We start from the raw sequence: 22,236 nt of genomic DNA, 5'->3' as shown, positions 1-22,236 counted from the left end.
TGTTGTTTAAAATTAATCAACGATAAATTTCGAAGAAGAATTGTCTGTCTTCAGGATGTAAACTCCTTTGCTTACGCCATGAAGATTGATTTTGTTTGAATTTTTGAATGGCTGATCAACCTTTAAAATCAGTTTTCCGGAAAGATCATAAACTTCTGCTTTTGCAGTTTTGCTTAAATTTTCACCTTTTACAAAAAGCTCATGGTTCTTTACCGGATTTGGGTAAATACTGAACGCTGAAGAATCTTTTGTAACATTTGCTGTACCAAGATTTCCTGCGCAAGACCAGCTGAGATCATCGATCGCCACACGGTTTCCGGTGATTGGCTGTACAATTTTCAACACGAAATTTCCGGTTACGTTGATGTTGCTGATCGTCGTTGTTGCAACGGTAGCGCTGTAAGGGATGATACCTACCAATACGTCATTTACCAAAACATTTAAGCTGTTGGAAGTTCCGGAAAATTTCAGTTGTGTGGTTAAAGTTAAACTTGAAATTCCACCGGTAACGCTTGAAGTCGTCATATTGCCGTTTCTGATAATCAGTGCGCGACCGTTAATTGTCTCATCAGTACGGGAATCTGTAGAAGTATAGGTAATTCCGTTGCTCGTCCAAACCTGAGTAGCGTAAGAATTTGCTGCTGCCGGAATGGTAGAAAAATCTTCAGTTCCGCAGCTTCCTGTTCCTGGAACGCCTGCAAGTGTCGTTGCAGAAACCGTGTTGCTTTGAGGTGAAGGATTGTTTGAAGTGTCTCTTGCGATTACGTAAAAGCTGTACGCCGTTGTCGGTGCCAGACCTGAAATCGTCGCAGTAGTAGCTGTAACCGTAGTTTTAAGCAAACCATTCATATAAACATCATAAGCAGAAATACCAATGTTGTCTGTAGAAGCCGTCCAGTTTAAGGTAATAGAATTTGAAGTCGGGTTGCTCGCCACAAGGTTTGTAGGTGCAGTTGGTGCCTGATTGTCGATTACCGGAGTTCCCCAAACAGACGCTACGAAAGACGGATTGTCGATGTACGGATTTCTGTTTCCCTGATACGCATACGAAGCATTGTTTCGCGCAATTTCTGCCGGTGAAACAGGATCTGCAGTGTGCCATACCAAAAGCTGATTAAGCTCCCACTGTTGTAAACCAGGAAATTCTGCTCCTCCAAGCATGTTTCCGGACTGGAAAGTTGAAAGCTGCGCGCCGTATCTTGTTACAAAATAAAAGATCATACGCGCTACATCACCTTTAAAAGCATTAATTGGCTCAAAAACAGTTCCTGAATAACCTGCAGAAACAGAGTTTCCAAGTTTTGAACCGTTTAGTGAAGTGTAAGTCGCTGTTCCTACCGTACCGAAAGGAAAGTTTGAACGCATTCCGTTTACTTTTCCGTCAGTTGCACGGATGAAATTGATGTCATTTTTCATCGGAGAAGCTTCATTAAACAAACTCTGAGGCACAATGTGCTCACGGTTGTAGCAGTCTCCTTCATTCACATAGCCGCTTCCACCGCATTGGTTTGTCGTGATGGTGAAATTGTAAGGATCTGCGCCGGTAGGGTTTTCGGAATAGATATCTAAGATCGTTCCGTCGTTTTCATAAAAATAATCGCGGTCTGTGGTCTGATAACCGGTCCAGAGCCCGCCATAGCCGTTGTCGGTATGGCCGTTGGTAATGATGGTGCGGAGCTGCGTTTTCAGAGCTGATCCGGATAATCCTGCGGTTCCGTCGTAGTAATTGGCAGGTGCCTGTGCTAATGAGAAAGTACACATTAAGCCCAGTACAAAACTTAATAAAGAATGTTTCATTTTATCTAAAATTGGGATGACAAATTTAGGTAAATAAGTGCAGGAAATATATTAAGATTTGGTAATATAGTTTTTGCTAATCTTCGAAAAAAACCATGATATACTGATTCCGAAAAGTAAGGCGGTTGCAGAAACAATCAGGTAATTCTTGGCCACTATGCGTATGGGGAAAGCCAGCATTTCGTTTGCCCGGAAAAACTCTGTAGATAGTTGGATATAGCACAGCAAAGTTCCGAGAAGTAAGCCTGAGATCACACCTCCAACTGTAATTAAAATTCCAGTGTAGAAATAGGTTTTGCGAAGATGACTTATAGGGAAACCCAGTGAGACAAGCGATCGTGCCTGTTCTCTTTTGTCAAGCTGAAGGATAATAATCGCGCCTGCGAGATTAAAAGTCGTGATAAAGATCACCAGCGCAAAAATCAGATAAATAAACATTTTTTCGGTGTTAATCATCTTCCAGAACGCAGCGTTTTCTTCCTGTTTGGTTTTGATTTCAACCGATTTTCCCAATGCACTTTGCAGCATTTGTTTTACCGCATCTGCATTATCAGGATTTTTAAGTTTAATGACAATCTGATAGGCAGAATTTTTAGGAAGATTTAAAAGTTCCTCTGCAAGACCGATCGGCGCTATAATATAATTGTTGATCTGTTCATTTCCCGGAAAGATTCCGGTAACGAGAATGTCTTTTTTATTGTAAATATCTGCTTCGTTGCTGATAATTCCTGTGCCGGGTTTTGGCATGAAAAGGGTGGCGAAATCTTTCTCAGAACCTACCGGAATTCCCATTCTCAGATTGAGCGAGTTTTCCATAATCACCTCATCATTATATTTAAAATCAGGATAAAAACCGAGTGCAAGATTTTCGTTAACGGGATTTACTTTCGTGTAAAAAGGATCTACGGCCCGCAGAAAGGCAACGTCGCCTTTGCCGTTATAATTGATGTACACTTTCTCCTCGATGAGACGGGAAAATGCAGCAATATCTTTATTGTTTTTTAAAACGTTTTCTACCTGAGAGGTGTTGGCGATTGTTTTTTGCGAAGTGCTTTGAATCGTAAGATCGGCGTGAAGATTCGCAATAAGTTCCTGGTTTAAATCTTCAAGACCAGAAAAAACTGAGATAATGACAAACATCGCCGTCACAGCGACCGCCATAGCGCCCACTGCCAGCCAAGTAATAAACGTAACCGCAGTGCTGCCTTTTTTCGAAAGCAGATATCTTCTGGCAATATAAAACGAAATATTTTTCAAACGCCTACAACACAGGATTATCGCCTTCGCCGCGAAGTTCTTTTTCTATTTTTTCTACATCATCAAGTGCAGTGTCCAAATAAAAATTGAGGTGCGGAATAACACGAACCTGCTTTGCCATTTTCTGACCCAGAAAATTTCTGTATTGTGGTTTATTGGCTTCAATCTCTTTCATCACAGAATCGCGGTGTTCTTTCGGGAAAATGCTGAGGTACACTTTTGCCACGCCAAGATCGGGAGAAATTTTAACGTCAGAAACCGAAACCAGAATGCTCTGTTTGCTTTCCGCCGACTGTTTTCTGAAGAGTTCTGCGAAATCTTCCTGTATAATCTGTGCTACTTTTCTTTGTCTGTTGCTTTCCATAATCGCAGCAAATTTACTATTTTTGTTTGAATTGCAGATTCACAAAGGCCAAAAGCCGCATTCCTTACTTTAAATATATCTTCAAACGCATGAAATTAGAACACATCGGCATTGCCGTAAAGTCTCTTGAGAAATCTGATGACCTTTTTGCCAGACTTTTAGGGAAATCTGCCTACAAAAAAGAGGCGGTGGAGCGTGAAGGTGTTACCACCTCATTTTACGAAACGGGAGAATCAAAAGTTGAATTACTGGAAGCGAGCCGCGAAGAGAGTCCGGTTGCCAAATTTATCGCGAAAAAAGGAGAGGGCATACATCATCTGGCGTTTGGGGTGGAAAATATTTATACAGAAATATCACGTTTAAAAAAAGAAGGTTTCGAATTTATTTCTGAGGAGCCAAAGGAAGGTGCTGATAATAAACTGATTGTCTTTTTGCACCCGAAAAGTACCAATGGCGTGCTGGTGGAATTATGCCAGGAAAAGTGAAAAAACTTTTTGCATTCCCATAAATTTTCCTATTTTTGCCATCACAAAATTTAACCAAATTTTTGAGGTCCTATAGCTCAGTTGGTTAGAGTCCCTGACTCATAATCAGGTTGTCCTTGGTTCGAGCCCAAGTGGGACCACTTTTAGAATGAAGCACTTACAGATATGTAGGTGCTTTTTTGTTTATAAATGATAGAGCAAAGATTTAGATAAAAAATAGTTGGTGCAAAATTATTACACCAACTATTGATAATAAATTGAGTTTGAAACTTTTCTTTTAATTTTTTTATCCTTTTAAAACTGAAATTAGCTTTTCGGCAACGGCTTCTGAAGAAGCGGGATTTTGACCTGTAATCAGCAAACCGTCTTCTACCACATGCACGCCCCAGTCATCCGTTTTGGTATAATTTCCACCTGATTTTTTCAGTTCATCTTCCACGAGGAAAGGAACGACATCCGTCAGTTTTACAGCTTCCTCTTCGGTATTTGAAAAACCGGTTACGTTTTTACCTTTTACGAATGGATCACCGTTTTCAAGTTTGATATTTTTAAAAACGCCAGGCGCGTGACAAACGGCTCCCACAGGTTTTTTACTGTTATAAAAATCCAGAATCAACTGCTGAGAATCTTTGTCATTTGCGAGATCCCAAAGCGGTCCGTGACCTCCGGGATAGAACACCGCATCAAAATCTCCGGCTTTCTGATCACTTAGTTTATCGGTATTGGCGATGATTTTCTGAGCTTCATCATCTTTATAATAGCGTTCTGTAGCTGCAGTTTGTGCATCTTTAACTTCGCTGCTCGGGTCAATCGGCGCAGCACCACCTTTCGGAGTGGCAACCGTAATTTCAAAACCTGCATCTTTAAAAGAATAATACGGCGATGCAAATTCTTCAACCCAAAATCCTGTTTTTTTCCCGGTGTCTCCCAACTGATCGTGAGAGGTTAAGACTAATAATACTTTCATTTTTTCTATGTTTTAAGTAATGTTTATAAATTTCTGATTTTTAGTGAAAACTGTATTTTTCAATTTATTCTTTTAAAATTCATTAAGGATGAAAAAGCAGTGACCATAAAGTTGTAAAAATCAGTTCCGATTCTCTGTATGCAAGTCTACTGCCAATGCGCACTTACCACATGTTTATCGCTGCAGTCAATGTGAGAGAGAATGTTTTTAACTGACCACAGATGTAATTTATATCTTATTTAAATTAAAGAATTATGAAAACGAACTTAAAGATGTTTATAATTTCAATAAGTTTTAAACAAAATGATATTTTTAAATGGAAACAGTTTGGTTTAAATATTCTGTAATTTTAAAGGCATTTATATTGAGCTGTCAAAATAAGTATATGAAAACGATGTGTCAACATTCAGAAAAAAAATTACGTAAACAGAATAGGATAGCTCCGTGCAGCGGTCTTGGGTGCAAATGACGGATTGCTGTCGACGACAAGCATCGTAATCGGTCTTACAGCAGCCAGTCCGCAACGGAATACCGTTATTTTAGCGGCTTTGGCGGGAATGATTTCCGGTGCAATGTCTATGGCTGCAACTGAATATGTTTCTGTGAGTTCTCAGGAAGATACAAAAAATAGCCGATTTACTACGCGAAAAACAGGAACTTGAAGAAATGCCAGAAAGTGAACTTCACGGGTTGAAGAAAATCTACGAAAATCGCGGCGTAAGCAAAGAAACCGCTATGCTGATCGAGACAGAACTTACTCAATATGATGCTTTGGCAGCACACGCTCACAATGAATTAGGCATTAACGAAATTTCTCAGGCAAAACCTTTGCAGGCTGCATTCGCGTCTTTTGGATCGTTTGCCTCGGGAGCGGTTTTACCTTTTTGTTTGTCAATTTTTTCACCTATTAAAGAGATGGTCTATTTCCAGCACGGATTTTTGATTGTTTTCCTGATGATTCTCGGTGCATTATCTGCAAAAACAGGCGGTTCGAAAATCAAAATCGCTGTGTTAAGAATCTGCTTCTGGGGCACGGTTGTGATGGCAGTTACTCTCTAATTGGGAATTTATTTGGTGTTTCTGCCTTTTTGTAAAGATTTTTTGTGAATGTTTTATCTGTAAGTAAAATCTGTTTCCATCGCTCTATCGGTAAAGCGTAGATAAAGCATAGATAAAGCATAGATAGTGTATGGATAGAGCGTGAATGTGGTATTTGGGGTAAGAAGATGTTCCGGAGTGCATTTTGATTTTATTTTCGTCAGATTCCGCACAGCAATTATAAATAATATATATACATATCAACCGATTCACAGTGCGCGAAATTTCTAAATATTTAATTCAAACTACCCATTTACTGTCACATGTTTTTAAATCTGTTCGCGTACATAAACTAAGAAAATATAAACCCTTTGTCTTTCAATTGCAGGAGTAATTTTAACGGTGAAGCAGTACGGTGTGAAATAAAATCATAATCAAAATCATACCTATTGCCTGATGTAGTGATCGGAATAAACTTCCATGAATCGTGAATTCATATTTGGAATTTTTATATAGGATCATCACAAAAAAAGATTGTTTGAGTACACTTAAAATTCTTTGGTTATATTTGCATTTCAGCACAAAGAAATTGAAAAAATACCCGCTCTGGAAGGCTTTAATGGATTATGTGGTAAGCAGCATTGCCGTGGTCATTCTACTTCCTTTTCTATTGATTTTATTTTTAGCAGCATCTGCAGATACAGGATTTCCGGGAATTTTCAGTCAGCAGAGAATAGGAAGATTCGGAAAGCCTTTCGTTATTTGGAAATTTAAGACGTACCATCATCGGAATCATACCAAATCGGCATTCGGAAATTGGATGCGCCGGACAAAACTTGATGAACTGCCCCAACTTATTAATATACTTTTCGGCGATATGTCGCTCGTGGGTCCCCGACCGGATATTCCGGGATATTATGACCAGCTGACCGGCGAAAACCGACTTATTTTAGAATTAAAGCCCGGCCTCACCAGTGAAGCCGGAATTATTTTCCGCAACGAGGAATTCCTCCTTTCAAAACAGAAAAACCCGCTCCTCTATAACGACGAAATACTTTTCCCGGAAAAAGTGCGTTTGAATCTGAAATATTACCGGGAATTGAGTCTGAAGAATGATTTTATGATTATTTGGAAAACACTAGGAATAATCTAGCATTTTAATTTAGTGATCTGATTAATTCTCAGATTTCTTGCTTTAGACAAATATTCAATCAAAAAAGTAGTAAAGCTGTAATAAATTTGTTGAAAATGTGTATATTTCGCCACTTAAAAAAGCAACATATTTACAGGTGATGAGTGAAAGGATAGAAGCCAGAGAAAAGAGTATGAAGGATGTTTTGAAGCCTTATATTCAGAAATGGTATTGGTTTGGACTCAGTATTTTTATAGCATTAGTTATTGGAGTTTTATATATCAAAAAAAGTGTTCCTGTTTACGAGAATAAAACGAGTGTTTTAATAAAAGAAGCTTCTACTATGTCTGCAGCTGCGGGAGACTTTAGCGCTTTGCAAGGTTTGTCTGGCTTTTCCGGAATGGGAACAAACAGTATAGATAATGAGATAGAAATTTTTAAATCAAAAAAGCTATTAATAAATACTCTAAAAGATTTTTCCACCCAGTTGCCTATTTATGCAAAGCAGACTTTCTATGATATAGAACTTTATAAAACAACTTCGCCGTACCGCATATTTTTGATTAATGAAAAAGAAGATTTTAATCCTAAGTTGGATCCAATTTTCATAACATCAAAGGGTAATTCGTTCGTTCTTACTTCAGAGAGTTTTAAAAAAGATATAGCCGGAGAATTTAATAAGACGATAAATCTTCCATTTGCCAATATTTTAATTACAAAAAATCCAAAATACAATTCTGCAAAAAACAGAAAAATAGATACAAATCGTATTTATTTTAAATTTATAGATCAGGAGGCAAACATCGATAGTTTTCAGAAAATGATTGATGTAGATCTTGCCAATAAAGATGCTTCGGTAATCGCGCTCCAGATGCTGTATCCCAATAAAGAAAAAGCCAGAGATATTCTTAATGCTTTGGTGCTTTACTATAATACCTTTGCGATCAACGATAAAAATAAGGAGTCTAAAAATACCATGGATTTTATTGATGATCGTATTCTTGTAATTTCTCAACAGCTCGGACAGGTAGAAAACCGAAAGGAAAATTTTAAAACTCAGAATGCAATAGTAGATATTTCTTCTGAGGCTCAAATTAGCCTGCAGATGAATACAGAGGCCGAAAAACGTGTACTTGAGCTTGAAACACAGAATGAAGTTACAGATCTTCTTATAAATTATCTTAACAAAGAATCTTCCAACCAGATTCTTCCTACAAATATTGGGCTTGATAATGCGGATGCTGCATCAAATATTGCAGTGTATAATAAGCTGATTCTTGACAGAAACAGATTGCTGGAATCTGGAACCTCAGAAAATCCTATTGTAAAAGATTTAACCAATCAAATTGCCAATTTGCGTAAAGGAATTATGCAAAGTCTGCAGAGTGCCAAAAGAAATATTGGTATTTACACCAGAAATATTCAGGGTCAGCTAGATAAATCGGAAACAGGAATTGGAAAAGTTCCTGCGCAGGAAAAAGTTTTTAGAGATATTGAACGTCAACAGCAGATAAAAGAAAATCTTTATCTGCTGTTGTTGCAGAAAAGAGAAGAGGCTGCAATTACGATGGCTAATACTTCGGAAAAAGCTCGTGTCATAGATGACGCGTACAGTTCCCGAAAGCCAGTATCACCAAAGAAAATGATAATATTGTTTGGCGCATTGATTTTTGGAGTCTTACTGCCGGCGCTTATTATTTATTTGAGACAGGCACTCAACAATAAAATAATAACCCGCTCACAGTTGCAGATTTTATCTGAAACTCCTGTACTTTCAGAAATTCCAAGCTATACAAAGAAATCTGATGAGTTGATCAAATTGAATGATGTAAGTCCAATGGCCGAATCTTTCAGAATACTTGTTACCAACCTCAGATACATGCTTCCAGATACCGATAAAGGGAAAATAATTTTCGTTACTTCCAGCGTGAAAGGTGAAGGAAAAACATTCATATCTGTAAATCTCGCTTTGGCACTCGCATCACCGCAAAGAAAAGTTTTAATTATTGGCTCAGATATCAGAAATCCTCAACTTCAGCGTTACAGCCCTGAAATGAAAAATGCAGCAGGACTTACGGAATATCTTTATGATCATTCAAAGGAAGCCTCTGAGCTTATCCACAAAAGTAATTTTAACAGTAATTGTGATTTTATGTTTTCAGGAAGTATACCGCCGAATCCCACAGAACTCTTCGAAAACGGCCGGTATGAGCAACTGATGGCAGAAGTAAAAGATCTCTATAATTTTATTATCCTGGATACAGCTCCGCTTATGTTGGTGACAGATTCTCTGATATTTTCTCATGTTGCTGATGCTACGATATATGTAGTGAGAAGTGAATACTCCGAGCAGGAATTTATTGAATTTGCAAATGATAAAATCATTAATAAAAAGATACGCAATACTGGTTTTGTTTTAAATGATGTGAAGAAGACAAATTTTGGCTACGGAAATAAGTTTGGCTATGGATACCAGCAGGATACCAAAAAATGGTGGCAGTTTTCGAAAAAGTCGTAAGGGAGTAGAAGAGAAAAATTAGAATGTCATCAGTAAGTAAAAATTTTGTCTACAATACTGCGTTATCTTTATCTCAGCTAATCATTCCAGTATTTACTTTTCCCTATATAACGCGGATTTTAGGACCTGACGGAATAGGAAGGGTAAATTTTGCAGATTCTTTCGTAGGGTATTTTATATTGTTTGCCGGGCTTGGTATTCCCATATATGGCGTACGAGAAATTGCAAGAGCAGATAAAAGTCAGGTGGCGGAAGTTTTTTCTGAAATTTTTTCAATACAACTCTTGTTCACTATTCTTCTATCGGCCTTATATCTTCTTATAACATTTTTATTTTTTTCTGGTGAAACACTACAGCAATATTTAGTTGTTGGTGGAGTAATGCTTATATCCACAACTTTTATTGTTGAATGGTATTTTCAGGGAACGGCTCAATTTCGTTTTATCGCAGTGCGCACGATCTTAAATCGTTTATTCTTCTTCGCATTATTATTTATCCTTATACACAATAAAAGTCATGCGATATACTATTTTTTAATGATTGTCTTATCTACAGCAGTTAATGCTGTTGTAAATTTTTATATCGTAAGAAAGGAAGTTCAGATAAAAGTGCAATTTTCATCATCAGTTGTAAAAAAGCATTTTTTGCCTATTTTTTATATTTTTTTTTCTAGGGCAGCAATTACATTATTTCTATTTTTGGATACAATATTTTTGGGCTTTTTATCAGATGACGAGCAGGTAGGTTATTTTTCTACGGCTTTAAAAATTACCAAGATTCCTATAATGATCGTAAGTTCTTTAGGTGTTGTTTTGATGCCTAATCTCTCTGGGGCATTTGCAGATAAAAATCTGAATCACTTTCGTGAACTCATAAAAAAATCTATAAGCTTCGTGCTTGCTACATCTATACCTATTGTTTTTCTGTTTTATTCATGTTCAGATTACATTATCACAGTATTCGCAGGCAGCAAATATACTCAAGCGTCAATTTTGATAAAAATCTTAAGTCCTGTAATTATACTGATAGGTCTTTCTACTATATTTTCTCAGCAAATTCTTATACCCATGAAAAAGGATAAGCAGATTATGATCTCTGTGATCGGAGCCATCATCGCATGTGTTTTTTTTGATATTTATCTGATTTCAAAATTTAAAGCTATAGGCGCTGCCATTACAAATTTAATCGTAGAAAGCATTGTAATGCTGGTATGCTTATTCTTTGCATTAAAATCTTTAGTAGATTTTATTGATGTAAAACAGATTTTAACTTACCTGGTATTTGCAATTCCATCTGTCTTTTTTGTAAATGTTTCTCAAATGCTTTCGAGAGAGCCACTCATTGTTTTGCTGATAACGATGGCTTTTTTTGGAATATATTACCTCATCACATACGGTTTCATATTAAAAAATGAGATATTTGTGCTCGTCCAGAGAAAAATAAAAAAAAGTCTATGATCGAGCTTTCCATTATTGTACCTACCGTCGGTAGAACAGAAGATATGTCTGCATTGCTCTTATCATTGACGCAAGGGCTAGATAATATCAAACACGAAATTTTGATTGTTGATCAGAATAATGATAACCGCTTAGATAATGTTATATCAAAGTTTTCAGTATATCTGAAGATTAAGCATTATAAAGTAAATTTCAAAGGATTATCAAAAGCCAAAAATTTTGGTATTTCAAAAGCTAAGGGCTCTTATATTTCCTGCCCGGATGACGATTGTAAAGTTACACCTGAAACCTACAGAAAAGCGCTTGATTTAATTAAAACATCAGGTTTTAATGCTGTATTCGGAAAATGTATCGATAATTCCGGCAATGACAGCGTCATTAGATTTAATAAAAAATCTTTTGAATTATCGCCTGCAACGATGAACGGAGGTTTTGTTGAGGCAACAATGCTCGCTTCGTCTGAAATATTTAAAGACTTTCAGTTTGATGAGCATATGGGCGCCGGTATGTACTACGGTTCAGAAGAAGGCTATGATTGGCTGTATAGAATATTAAATTCAAAAAAATTCAGGGTTATTTATTCACCGGAAATTATCTTTTATCATCCTCAAACCATTTTGGAAAAAGGTGATGAGCAGTCTTTAAAAAGAGCTTATTCTTATGCCTGCGGAACTGCTTTCCTCTGCAAAAAGCATAAATTTGTAAGTAAATTTCTGAAAAAAATTAGCATTAGCGTCATAGGTATTATCATACATATCTTTCATAAGCCGAAGCATTCAAAATTTTACGTCGCGCAGCTCAAAGGTCTTGTAGAAGGCTTCCTGTCAGCAAAACCACAGATATGAAGATTTTTAAAAATATGTTGGTATTGCTAGCAGTCGCTCAATGTTTTTTGGGATTGATATTCTTGTTGATACTGTATTTTAATCAGAATGATGATTACGTTCTTACGATCTTAATTTACACTCTTCTGTTAGGATTTTTTATCATTAAAAATCAATATGAAACTCTGTATTTTAATAATTCAAGTCTCATATTTTTTATATTTTTTTACCTGTACGGAATTTTTGTTTTCTTAGTGCAATATGTGCTATATACGAAAGTAGATTCTGAAGTTTACAGTTCTGTAATCATTTATTTGGCTGCTGTCTTCACATACCTTATAGGAACTTCAGTTTTAAGAAAAGAAGTCTATACCTCTCTTGAAACAAAATCAAGTTTTGATAAAAACTACTCAGTAATTCTCGCAGCAATTGTCTCGGTGTTGGTAGTATATAAAGCAGCTTTCTTTATAAATCAGGGTCTCTTTTTTAATCCACAGTCACTGATGAAAAGTGAGCGGAATGATTTAATAAAGGAAACAAGCCAGCTAGAAATTATTGTGGGCTTTCTTATCACGGGAGGCTTTCTCTTTTTCGTCTATCATTTTCAGAATCTAAAAAAATATTTAAAATATTTTATCATTTTTCTTTTTGTATTCTATTCATCAATGCAGCTTTCGGCTGGTAATAGAAAAGATTTTGCGCCTGTAATTATTGGTATCTTCTGGGTTTTTGCAAATATTAAAAAAATCAAATTTACTTATCTGAAATTTGTGGGTCTTTTGGCTCTTATCCTTGCATTTTTATACATCGGTACCTTAAGGTCTGAATTATTAGGCGGCGCAAAATATACACCTGCAGAAAAGATTGCAATCACGCTTTCAAGTAATGAATTTGTCTATCCGTTTTACACATTAAGTTTTGAAGTGGAAAGAGCACAAAAAAATAAGAATTATCATTTCAAATACGGAGAAACGGTATTCATTAATCCGATCATAAATTTTATACCGAGGGAAATTTTCCCTGAAAAACCCAAATCCCTCGGAACTCAGTTTGTCGAAAGGTACTACGGTAAAAACGGGATGGGTTTTGCTTTTACACCCGTTTCCGAATTTTTTATAAATTTTGGATATTTTGGTCCTGCCCTAATGTATTTATTCATTGGGATGGGCATCATCATTTTACAAAATATCAGAGATCAACGTTACAACTTCATTTTTTTTACTCTAATCGTAGATTTCTGTAGAGGAGAAGTTTCTACTTTTCTGTATCAGTTTGTAATTGTAGCAGTATTTATATTCCTGCCAACCATTCAAAAAACACTCTCAAAATAAGTATGAAAATTGTTTTTGATAATATTATTTTTTGGCTGCAAAAGTCTGGAGGAATATCAGTCTATTGGTATGAGCTTATTAATAATTTTACTAAGTATCCAGATCAAAATATAACTTTTTTGAATCTGGATGAGGATTCAGATAATATAAATTTCCCGAATCTGTCAGATCAAAATGTGGTTTCTGAAAAGAAAAAATGGAAGTATTTCAATCGTTTTTTTAGTCTTTACGTCGTTGAAACTGAAAAGTTTATTTTTCATTCAAGCTACTATCGCATTTGTAAATCTGCCGAAGCGGTAAATATTACTACTGTTCATGATTTCACAATGGATTTTCTTGAAAAAGGTCTCCGGAGAAAAATTCATTATCATCTGAAAAGATATGCCATTAAAAGATCTCAAGGCATTATTTGTATTTCTGAAAACACAAAAAATGATTTATTTAAATTGCATCCGTGGGTTGATCCTGCCACAGTTAAAGTTATATATAATGGGGTAGGATATAAGTTTAAAATAATTAATAATGCTTATGAGATTGTCTCTCAAAAAATCCCTAATATTGACAAAAATAAAAAGTATCTGTTATTTGTAGGTTCAAGAGCGAATTATAAAAATTTTGATGTTGCTGTGGATTCCGTTTCAATTCTAGATTCTGTGTATCATTTGCTGATTGTCGGTAAAAACTTAACAAATACAGAAGAGTTGTTTTTACAGAATAAAATTGCAGGCAGATATTCGGTTGTGTCAGATGTGTCAGAAGATTATCTCAATGCAATATATAATATAGCTTTTTGTTTGCTATACCCTTCAAAATATGAAGGTTTTGGTATTCCTCCTTTAGAAGCGATGAAGGCAGGTTGTCCTGTAATTGCCGCAAACGCATCATCAATACCTGAGGTTGTTGGAAATGCAGGAATTTTAATTAATAGAATTACTTCAAGAAGCATTGCTGAAGCGGTTATGTTTCTTGAAAATGATGACATAAGAAATGATTTTGTAAATAAAGGTTTGATAAACGCGCAGATGTTTTCTTGGGAAAAAAATTTTTATGAACATAAACTTTTTTATGAGGAGATATACGATAGAAATAAAAACAGATTTGAATAAAAATTTAATATGAAAAAAATTATTGTGCTAGGCGGCGGTGGCTTTATTGGAGGACACCTAGCAAAGAGATTAAAAAATGAAGGGAACTTTGTTAGAATATGTGATATTAAATCGCATGAGTATTTTAGCCATGATGATATTTGTAATGAATTTATTTTAGGTGATCTTACCGATCCTGTAGTCGTAAAAAATGTGATCGATGAAGACGTTGATGAAATTTATCAGCTTGCTGCCGATATGGGAGGTGCTTTATACATTTTTACCGGTGAACATGATGCCGATGTAATGCACAACTCAGCTTTGATTAATTTGAATGTTGCCAGGGAGGCGGTTGTAAAAAATGTAAAAAAGATTTTCTATTCTTCCTCTGCCTGCATGTATCCTGAGCACAACCAGCTAGATCCAAATAATCCAAACTGCGAAGAGAGCTCGGCGTATCCTGCAAATCCCGACTCTGAATATGGCTGGGAAAAATTATTTTCTGAACGCCTTTATAAATCATACGGCAGAAATTATAAATTAAATGTACGTATTGCAAGATTTCATAATATTTTTGGACCTCAGGGAACATGGAATGGGGGTAAGGAAAAATCTCCTGCAGCCATGTGTCGTAAAGTTGCAGAAGCTCAGAAGGAAGATGTAATTGAAGTGTGGGGTGACGGTCTCCAAACTAGATCCTTTTTATACGTCGACGAATGTGTGGAAGCAGTTCTCAGACTAATGGAATCAGATTTTACGGAACCGGTAAATATTGGAAGCGAAGAAATGGTAACCATCAATGAACTTGCCGATATGGTGATTGATATTTCTAAAAAGAATATAGAGATAAAAAATCTTGGAGGTCAGGAGTTTTTTGATAAATATGGTTTTAAATGTCCTACAGGTGTAAAAGGAAGAAATTCTCACAATAAACTATACAGAGAAAATATTGGGTGGGAAGTAAGTGAACCCTTAAGAAGAGGTATGGAAAAAACATATCAGTGGATCAACGAAGAAGTAAAAAAGAAGGCAGTTGCGCCACGAAGTTAATTACAGTCAGTTTTGAAATATTTTTGGCTTCTCATTTTATTTTGTGGAATCAATACCCAAGCTCAGAATCGTAATGGATTATCTGATAAAAATACTTCAGTTGAAAGTGAGAAGAAACGTGAAGCAGTAAGCGTGTTCGATTTTGGAGCGAAAGGTGACGGAAATACAGATGATACTCCCGCAATTCAAAAAGCGATAAATTCCGGTCGTCCTATAACGTTTGGAGTGGGTGTATTTTTAGTAAAAAGTTTAAAATTACCTTATTCTTTCAAAGGTCTAAGTATTCAGGGTGCTGGTTTTAATCATTGGACTAAAGATGCCGGTACGGTTCTTAAAGCCATTTCAGAATCTCCAATATTAACTGCAGAAACCGGTTGTGATTTTGTTAAAATCACTGGTTTGCGGTTTGAAGGAAATAATCTTTCTTCGACAGGTATTGACGGTGCGTTCGGTGCTGCATTTAATCTTGAAAATGTTGGATTTTATAATTTCACAGAGTTTGGTTTCAAATCATCACAAGGTCTGTGTAGGGTGCGTGCCTGCTTTTTTGGTAATAATAAGATTGGTTTTCAGATGTTCTCCGATTCCACATTTACTGACAGCGAAATCACTGGAGGCGAGGTGGCTTTAAAAATTGTGGCTGGGGGAAATAGGGTTAATAACGTTTGGCTGAATGGAGCAACAGAACATTCAATTTTATTACAGCCTTATGATAATGAAACAAATCATCAAAATACTTCACTAGCAAATCTGTATGTAGAGGATGTATTAGGAAAGGGAATTGCTAAAGACATTCTTTTAATACAAGGTTCTGCTGATAGAAGAGTGCAGCAGGTAAGAATTTCAAATTGTTTTTTCTCACATACAATTTCAACTGAAAATTCAAATACGATATTAAGGATAGAAAATGCTGACGAAATCATTATATCTGAGAATAATATTTTAGGTCAGCATACGTACGCAACTTCGAAAACTTATACAAAAAATTTTATTGCTGCAAACAATTCAAATAATCTAAAAGTTGCCAATAATATAGTAAAAGGTATCAATATGTCCCCTATTGTTTTATTAAATTCATTTGATGTAAGTATCATTGGGAATGACTTTATTGATTGTGCAGGTCGCCAGGAAGATGCTATAATACAATTGGTTTCACGTGGAAATAGTCTTCGTACTTTTATAACTTCAAATAGGTTTATTGATTATCGTAAATATTCCACAACCTACGCTCTGCAAACAGATCATGATTCAGGCTTTGTTTTTCAGAATAATTTTATTCAATATCCAAATTCAGCAGTTGTGAAAGACTTTGCTAAAAAGGAAATAAAAACATCTAATAACTTTAGGTAATCTTTAGTAGATCTTTAAATAAATTTTTTATGAAAATCAGCATAGTCACTGTTTGCTGGAACAGTGAAAAATATATATCAGATGCGATTGAGTCAGTTTTATCGCAAAATTACGATGATGTAGAATATATTATTATTGACGGCGGTTCAACGGATAAAACCATCGAAATAGTTAAGAAGTATAAAAAATTGTCCAAAATTGATTTTAAATGGATTAGTGAAAGAGACAGCGGCATTTACGATGCTATGAATAAAGGTCTTAAGATGGCGAAAGGCGATGTTGTTGGTATCTTAAATTCAGATGACTTTTACACAGATGAGAATGTCCTGTCAGAAGTTATGCAAGCCTTTAAAAGTCTTAAAAATATTGAATGCGTCTATGCAGATCTATATTATGTAGATGAGATAAATACTGATAAGATTGTCAGAAGGTGGATAACCGGACAGCAAAAATCATTTAGTAAAGGTTGGCATCCGGCGCATCCTGTACTCTTTGTAAAAAACGAGGTGTATAAAAAATTTGGATATTTCGACACCCAATTAAAGATTGCTGCTGATTTTGAAATCATGCTTCGCTTTCTTGAAAAACATAAAATAAAAGCTTTGTATCTTAAAATGTTTCTATTAAAGATGCGAATGGGAGGAGAATCAAATAAAAGTTTGAAAAACATTAAAAAGGGTAAGCAGGAAATTATTTCAGCCTTTAAAAACAACAACATATATTTTCCTGCACACTATATGTATATCAGATGGATTAAGAAGATTTTCCAGTATATACAATGAAAGAAGTAGTTATTCTACAAGTAAAATGATGTATTAGCCAGTTGCATATTTATCTTTACTATTATCAATTTTTTTCTGTAAGTTTGAAAAAAATATAGGATTTAAATTTTTTAATTGTAATCTGCAATTATTTCCCTTTACAATCCTTTATCTTTAAAAACATGATGACAAATAGTGGAAAAAACTTTATCAAAAGCTTTAGTTACGATAAGAGATAATTCTCAGAGGCTCAAAATCCCGGTGCCTGTGAAAGTGTGTCTTTTTATAAACGTAAGCGATATTTCTTTAAAACTTTTCAGTGACAGAAAATTTAAAAGACGTTACAAAGCAATCGTCTGCGATTCGACAAACTCACGGATAACGATTACGCAATACCTTGAGAAATTTAAGATAAAATGTATCGTTCTCGAAACTTCGAACGTTACCCATCTTAATCAGGATATTGCGAATGAGATCGTCTCGGCGAGAAATAAAGGAATAGCAGTCTACGACGCGCATGAATTTTACGAGTTGGTTAATAAGCGAACACCTCTCGTTCGGTTAGAGAATAATGAATATCTTGTTGATGATATTTTTACCATCGGTCAAAACCAAGAGAAATTTAACATCAAGAGATTCGTAGATATTTTCATAAGCATTCTCCTTTTACCATTCGTTTTACCACTTATTTTATTGGGATTTCTGTTGGTTAAAATCACCTCCAAGGGCGAAGTTCTGTTTTCTCAGGAACGTGTGGGAAAAAACTCAAAAAATTTCACGATTTTTAAAATCCGGACCATGGTGGCTAAACACAGCGGTGATTTTACCACAAAAAATGATATGCGAATTAATGGCGTAGGCCGTTTTTTAAGGCTTACAAAGATTGACGAACTTCCGCAGCTCTGGAATATTTTCAAAGGTGATATGAGCCTGATAGGACCACGACCTGAACGTCCGCATTATGTGAAATTAAGTATTGCAGAAAATGCCATGTTTGATTTAAGACATTTGGTTAAACCTGGAGTTACGGGCTGGGCTCAGGTTAATCTTCCAAAAGCCACACCTGAAGAAAATCTTGAAAAACTCGAATACGATCTTTATTACATCAAAAATTATAATTTCTTTTTTGATATTTTAATCATTTGGAGGACCATCAAAACGGTATTTACTTTAAACAGTAACTAATCTATCGGCATACAATAAATCGTCTCGATAATTTCTGCCATATTTTATTTCGTATCTTTGCCCACTCAAAAATAAAGGATGCGTACAAAATCGGTCGGAAAGAAAAAAATCAATATTGTAACACTTGGTTGCTCAAAGAATGTTTATGATTCTGAGGTGCTTATGAGTCAGCTGAAAGCCAATGGCAAAGAAGTGGTGCATGAGGATAAAGGCGATATTGTAGTGATTAATACCTGCGGATTTATTGATAATGCGAAGGAAGAATCGATCAATACGATTTTAGATTACGTTGAGGCGAAAAATCGCGGTGAGGTAGAAAAGGTTTTTGTGACTGGCTGTCTTTCTGAAAGATATAAGCCGGATTTAATTAAGGAAATCCCGGATGTTGACCAGTATTTTGGGACGCGCGATCTTCCGATTTTGCTTAAACATCTTGGTGCCGATTATAAACACGAATTGGTTGGCGAGCGTTTGATAACCACGCCTAAACATTACGCTTATTTAAAAATTTCTGAAGGCTGCGACCGTCCCTGTTCATTCTGTGCGATTCCTTTGATGCGCGGCGGTCATCTTTCTACACCAATTGAAAAACTGGTTTCTGAAGCTCAAAAACTTGCGAAAGTAGGCGTTAAAGAATTAATTCTCATCGCTCAGGATCTTACCTATTACGGTCTCGATATTTATAAGAGAAGAGCGCTCGGCGATCTTTTAAAAGAATTGGTAAAAGTTGAAGGGATCGAATGGATTCGTTTGCATTATGCTTTCCCGAGTGGTTTTCCGGAAGATGTTTTGGATATTATCCGTGAAGAACCGAAAGTCTGCAACTATATTGACATTCCGCTTCAGCATATTAGTACCGAACTTTTAAAGTCGATGAAACGCGGAACAACGCATGAGAAAACAAATGCTTTGTTATCAAAATTCAGAGAGAAAGTGCCTAATATGGCAATCCGTACCACTTTGATCGTTGGTTATCCTGGCGAAACGGAGGAGATTTTTCAGGAGCTTAAAAACTGGGTTCGCGAGCAGCGTTTCGATCGTTTGGGGTGTTTTACCTATTCTCACGAAGAAAATACCGGTGCATATGTTTTAGAAGATACGATTCCGCAGGAAGTAAAAGAAGCACGTGTGGAGGAAATCATGGAACTGCAGTCACAGATTTCCTGGGAGAAAAATCAGGAAAAGATCGGGCAGGTTTTTAGATGTATTTTTGACAGAAAAGAAGGAAATTATTTTGTCGGCCGTACCGAGTTTGATTCTCCGGACGTCGATAATACTGTTTTAGTAAGCGCAGTGGATACGTATATTTCGATCGGCGATTTTGCTGATGTAAAAATCACTTCGGCAGAAGAATTTGATCTTTACGGAGACATTGTTTAAAATAAACTTTATTATAAAAATCCGGCAAATTTGCCGGATTTTTTATTTTGTAATGTATTGATAATTAAATTACTAAATAATGAATCATCCAAATAAGTCTTCTGTACGGTTAAAAAAATTAACAGAATCTACATTATTTTAACATACTTTAACGCATCTATTTATTATATTGAACATCAGCGTTTTATATTAATTTTTATGAATTAATTATACTTTAATTAACATTAGTTAACTTTTAAAATATGGGTGGTCAGAGATTCATGATAGATTTGCCGAGTCAAACAGAAAATTAAAAGTTATGCTTAAAAATTTTACGCTTGTATTGGTAACAGCAATTCTTTCTCTTGCAACCTATTCTTTTGCAGATCATAATGTTGCAGATGCAAAAACAAGTTACGCTTCTTATTATCACAGTAAATTTAACGGAAGAAAAACGGCTAGCGGAGAGATTTTCGATAACAACAAGCTTACAGCAGCACACAGAAGTTTACCCTTCGGAACAGAAATAAAAATCACCAATCTTAAAAACGGAAAAGAGGTCATAGTAGAAGTCAATGACCGCGGACCTTTTCATTCTTCAAGAGTTTTAGATATGTCACGCGCCGCTTTTGCAGCAATTGCAAATCCGAGTGAAGGAAAAGTTCCCGTATCGTTTGAAGTAATAACAGACGACGAAAATTAAAATATAAAGCCAGCTTTACAGTTGGCTTTTTCATTTCTGTAAATCTATTTCTACAAGCGCTGGGCAGTGATCAGAATGCACAGCTTCTTTTAAAATCACCGCCCGCGAAAGTTTCTCTTTTAAGCTATAAGATGTGAAATTATAATCCAGACGCCAGCCTTTATTATTCGCACGCGCGTTTTGCCGGTAACTCCACCATGTGTAATTATCTGGTTCGTTATTAAAAAATCTGAAACTGTCGATCAGTTCGCATTCTTCAATAAAATCAGTCATCCATTCGCGTTCCATCGGCAGAAAACCGGAGGTGTTTTTAAGTCCGACCGGATTGTGAATATCAATTGCATGATGGCAAATATTGAAATCTCCACTGATCACCAGATTCGGAATCTCTTCCTTCAGTTTCTTTATGTACGCCAGAAAATCGCGGCAAAACTGCATTTTAAATTCAAGTCTTTCAATATTGGATGCAGAAGGTACGTAGACAGAAATTACAGAAAACCCTTCAAAATCTGCTCTGATAATTCGTCCTTCATTATCATAACTTTCAATACCGCAACCATATTCCACATGTTTCGGCTGAATTTTCGTAGCAATACCAACGCCGCTGTAACCTTTGCGCACCGCCGCATGCCAATAGCTGTGATATCCCGCTTTTTCTAAGCTTTCAATATCAATTTGGTCATTTCCGGCTTTGCTTTCCTGAATACAGATGATATCAGGATCAGCAGATTTCAGCCAGCTGATAAAATCTTTGGTGAAAGCCGCACGAATGCCGTTGACGTTGTAAGTGATGATTCTCATAGGTTTTTTTTAGTGATTGTATTTGTTTTTCTCAAGTAAAAGAAATAGAAGAAATTATTCAAATTGTATTGGTAATTTGTTTTATATTTTATGGTGTTGCAGTTCTAAAAATATAAATTAATATTACATTATGAAAATCAACATTTATATTAGAATGTTTAATGTTATTGGAAATCGAAGGGTACTTTTAATTTTATCAATTTTTTGTTTTGCAATCATGCATTCGCAAACTCCTGTAGAAAAATGTAAAATAAGTAAATCGTATTACGATGGTATTTATTCGGTAACTACGGAAGATATAAAGTGTCTTGCAAAAAAATCAGATCAGCCAAACACACTTTTTTTTACTTTTGGCAGTTGGTGTCAGCCTTGTATTTATCATATTCCTGCTTTTTATGCAATAGAGAAATATTATAAGGTAGATCTTTATGTATTGCTGGTGGATAAAGAAGATAGTCATTTTGCAGAAGAAGGGAGAGACATGATTTTAGACGCCTTTCCTAATGCGAAAATTCTTGTTATAAAGGATTTAGATAGAGGGGGCAAATCTAAAAAATACAAAGATTTTCTTGCGAAAATCACTCCTTCAAAATTTGAAAATATAGATGATATGTCTAAATTCATTGTTCTCAATCAAACAAGTGAAGTTCAAATGGTTACTACATGGAAAGATAGCAAAGATGATCCTGATTGGAAGGACTCAAAACCGATGGTGAGAAGAATTGTTTTGCCTCTTTTATCTAAAAAGGCAACACAGAACAAAGAATAAATC

Annotated in this window: 19 protein-coding genes, 1 tRNA gene and 1 pseudogene; 16 read left to right on the top strand and 5 right to left on the bottom strand. The window is 35.7% G+C overall.

Annotation, left to right across the window (positions count from 1 at the left end):
- Positions 1–12: 12 nt before the first annotated feature.
- From ASG01_RS10690 to rbfA, 3 genes are read right to left on the bottom strand one after another with little or no spacing between them, the layout of a single operon-like run.
- Positions 13–1,797, bottom strand: a complete 1,785-nt coding sequence (locus ASG01_RS10690) for an endonuclease (RefSeq protein ID WP_055863493.1) — start codon at positions 1,795–1,797, stop codon at positions 13–15.
- A 51-nt stretch (positions 1,798–1,848) separates the two neighbouring features.
- The gene (locus ASG01_RS10685) at positions 1,849–3,054 is read right to left on the bottom strand and encodes an ABC transporter permease (protein ID WP_055863492.1); all 1,206 of its coding nucleotides are present in this window, start codon (positions 3,052–3,054) and stop codon (positions 1,849–1,851) included.
- Between the two features lie 4 nt (positions 3,055–3,058).
- The gene (rbfA, locus tag ASG01_RS10680) at positions 3,059–3,418 is read right to left on the bottom strand and encodes a 30S ribosome-binding factor RbfA (RefSeq protein ID WP_055863491.1); all 360 of its coding nucleotides are present in this window, start codon (positions 3,416–3,418) and stop codon (positions 3,059–3,061) included.
- An 89-nt stretch (positions 3,419–3,507) separates the two neighbouring features.
- Here rbfA and mce point away from each other — a divergent pair, with 89 nt between their 5' ends.
- Positions 3,508–3,903, top strand: coding sequence for a methylmalonyl-CoA epimerase (mce, locus tag ASG01_RS10675; protein ID WP_055863490.1), 396 nt, complete (start codon positions 3,508–3,510; stop codon positions 3,901–3,903).
- A 66-nt stretch (positions 3,904–3,969) separates the two neighbouring features.
- Positions 3,970–4,043 (top strand) — tRNA-Ile (locus ASG01_RS10670).
- A gap of 146 nt (positions 4,044–4,189) precedes the next feature.
- On the opposite strand, the gene ASG01_RS10665 is transcribed toward ASG01_RS10670, so the two are convergent.
- On the bottom strand, positions 4,190–4,870 hold the full coding sequence (locus tag ASG01_RS10665; RefSeq protein ID WP_055863489.1) for a type 1 glutamine amidotransferase domain-containing protein: 681 nt from the start codon (positions 4,868–4,870) through the stop codon (positions 4,190–4,192).
- A 404-nt stretch (positions 4,871–5,274) separates the two neighbouring features.
- On the opposite strand from ASG01_RS10665, the pseudogene ASG01_RS10660 reads away from it, so the two are divergent.
- The 13 genes and pseudogenes from ASG01_RS10660 (at position 5,275) to ASG01_RS10600 (ending at position 20,663) form a co-directional block, all read left to right on the top strand.
- Positions 5,275–5,964 (top strand): annotated as a pseudogene (locus ASG01_RS10660) (VIT family protein).
- Between the two features lie 533 nt (positions 5,965–6,497).
- Positions 6,498–7,061 (top strand): sugar transferase, encoded by a 564-nt coding sequence (locus ASG01_RS10655; protein WP_317038771.1) that lies wholly within the window; start codon positions 6,498–6,500, stop codon positions 7,059–7,061.
- Between the two features lie 139 nt (positions 7,062–7,200).
- Positions 7,201–9,558 (top strand): GumC family protein, encoded by a 2,358-nt coding sequence (locus ASG01_RS10650; protein ID WP_055863618.1) that lies wholly within the window; start codon positions 7,201–7,203, stop codon positions 9,556–9,558.
- Between the two features lie 23 nt (positions 9,559–9,581).
- A complete protein-coding gene (locus tag ASG01_RS10645; RefSeq protein ID WP_055863488.1) occupies positions 9,582–11,015 on the top strand; it encodes a flippase in 1,434 nt (477 codons plus the stop codon).
- Positions 11,012–11,860 (top strand): glycosyltransferase family 2 protein, encoded by an 849-nt coding sequence (locus ASG01_RS10640; RefSeq protein WP_055863487.1) that lies wholly within the window; start codon positions 11,012–11,014, stop codon positions 11,858–11,860. Before ASG01_RS10645 ends, ASG01_RS10640 begins: the two co-directional genes overlap by 4 nt.
- Complete coding sequence (locus tag ASG01_RS10635; protein ID WP_082498349.1) at positions 11,857–13,170, top strand: O-antigen polymerase; 1,314 nt, start codon at positions 11,857–11,859, stop codon at positions 13,168–13,170. The genes ASG01_RS10640 and ASG01_RS10635 overlap by 4 nt, the downstream gene beginning before the upstream one ends.
- Positions 13,171–13,172: 2 nt before the next feature.
- Positions 13,173–14,276 (top strand): glycosyltransferase family 4 protein, encoded by a 1,104-nt coding sequence (locus ASG01_RS10630; protein WP_055863485.1) that lies wholly within the window; start codon positions 13,173–13,175, stop codon positions 14,274–14,276.
- Positions 14,277–14,285: 9 nt separating this feature from the next.
- Complete coding sequence (locus ASG01_RS10625) at positions 14,286–15,305, top strand: NAD-dependent epimerase/dehydratase family protein (protein ID WP_055863484.1); 1,020 nt, start codon at positions 14,286–14,288, stop codon at positions 15,303–15,305.
- A gap of 12 nt (positions 15,306–15,317) precedes the next feature.
- Entirely contained in the window at positions 15,318–16,655 is a 1,338-nt protein-coding gene (locus tag ASG01_RS10620; RefSeq protein ID WP_055863483.1) for a glycosyl hydrolase family 28-related protein, read from the top strand.
- Between the two features lie 29 nt (positions 16,656–16,684).
- The gene (locus ASG01_RS10615; RefSeq protein ID WP_055863482.1) at positions 16,685–17,437 is read left to right on the top strand and encodes a glycosyltransferase family 2 protein; all 753 of its coding nucleotides are present in this window, start codon (positions 16,685–16,687) and stop codon (positions 17,435–17,437) included.
- A 174-nt stretch (positions 17,438–17,611) separates the two neighbouring features.
- Positions 17,612–18,601, top strand: coding sequence for a sugar transferase (locus ASG01_RS10610; RefSeq protein ID WP_082498348.1), 990 nt, complete (start codon positions 17,612–17,614; stop codon positions 18,599–18,601).
- 78 nt (positions 18,602–18,679) lie between these two features.
- Positions 18,680–19,981: a 30S ribosomal protein S12 methylthiotransferase RimO gene (rimO, locus tag ASG01_RS10605; protein ID WP_055863480.1), complete on the top strand. Its 1,302-nt coding sequence runs from the start codon at positions 18,680–18,682 to the stop codon at positions 19,979–19,981.
- Positions 19,982–20,279: 298 nt separating this feature from the next.
- Positions 20,280–20,663: a septal ring lytic transglycosylase RlpA family protein gene (locus tag ASG01_RS10600; protein ID WP_055863478.1), complete on the top strand. Its 384-nt coding sequence runs from the start codon at positions 20,280–20,282 to the stop codon at positions 20,661–20,663.
- A gap of 30 nt (positions 20,664–20,693) precedes the next feature.
- Here ASG01_RS10600 and ASG01_RS10595 read toward each other — a convergent pair whose 3' ends face one another.
- Positions 20,694–21,464 carry an exodeoxyribonuclease III gene (locus ASG01_RS10595; RefSeq protein ID WP_055863476.1) on the bottom strand — a complete coding sequence of 257 codons (771 nt, stop codon included), beginning with the start codon at positions 21,462–21,464 and terminating at the stop codon, positions 20,694–20,696.
- Between the two features lie 130 nt (positions 21,465–21,594).
- Here ASG01_RS10595 and ASG01_RS10590 point away from each other — a divergent pair, with 130 nt between their 5' ends.
- The gene (locus ASG01_RS10590) at positions 21,595–22,233 is read left to right on the top strand and encodes a hypothetical protein (protein ID WP_131725365.1); all 639 of its coding nucleotides are present in this window, start codon (positions 21,595–21,597) and stop codon (positions 22,231–22,233) included.
- Positions 22,234–22,236 lie beyond the last annotated feature (3 nt).

Origin of the sequence: Chryseobacterium sp. Leaf180, assembly GCF_001424585.1 — a bacterium.
Taxonomy (GTDB): Bacteria; Bacteroidota; Bacteroidia; order Flavobacteriales; family Weeksellaceae; genus Chryseobacterium.
Note: the sequence above shows the minus strand (reverse complement) of the source record. Positions and strands in the feature narration are given on the sequence as shown.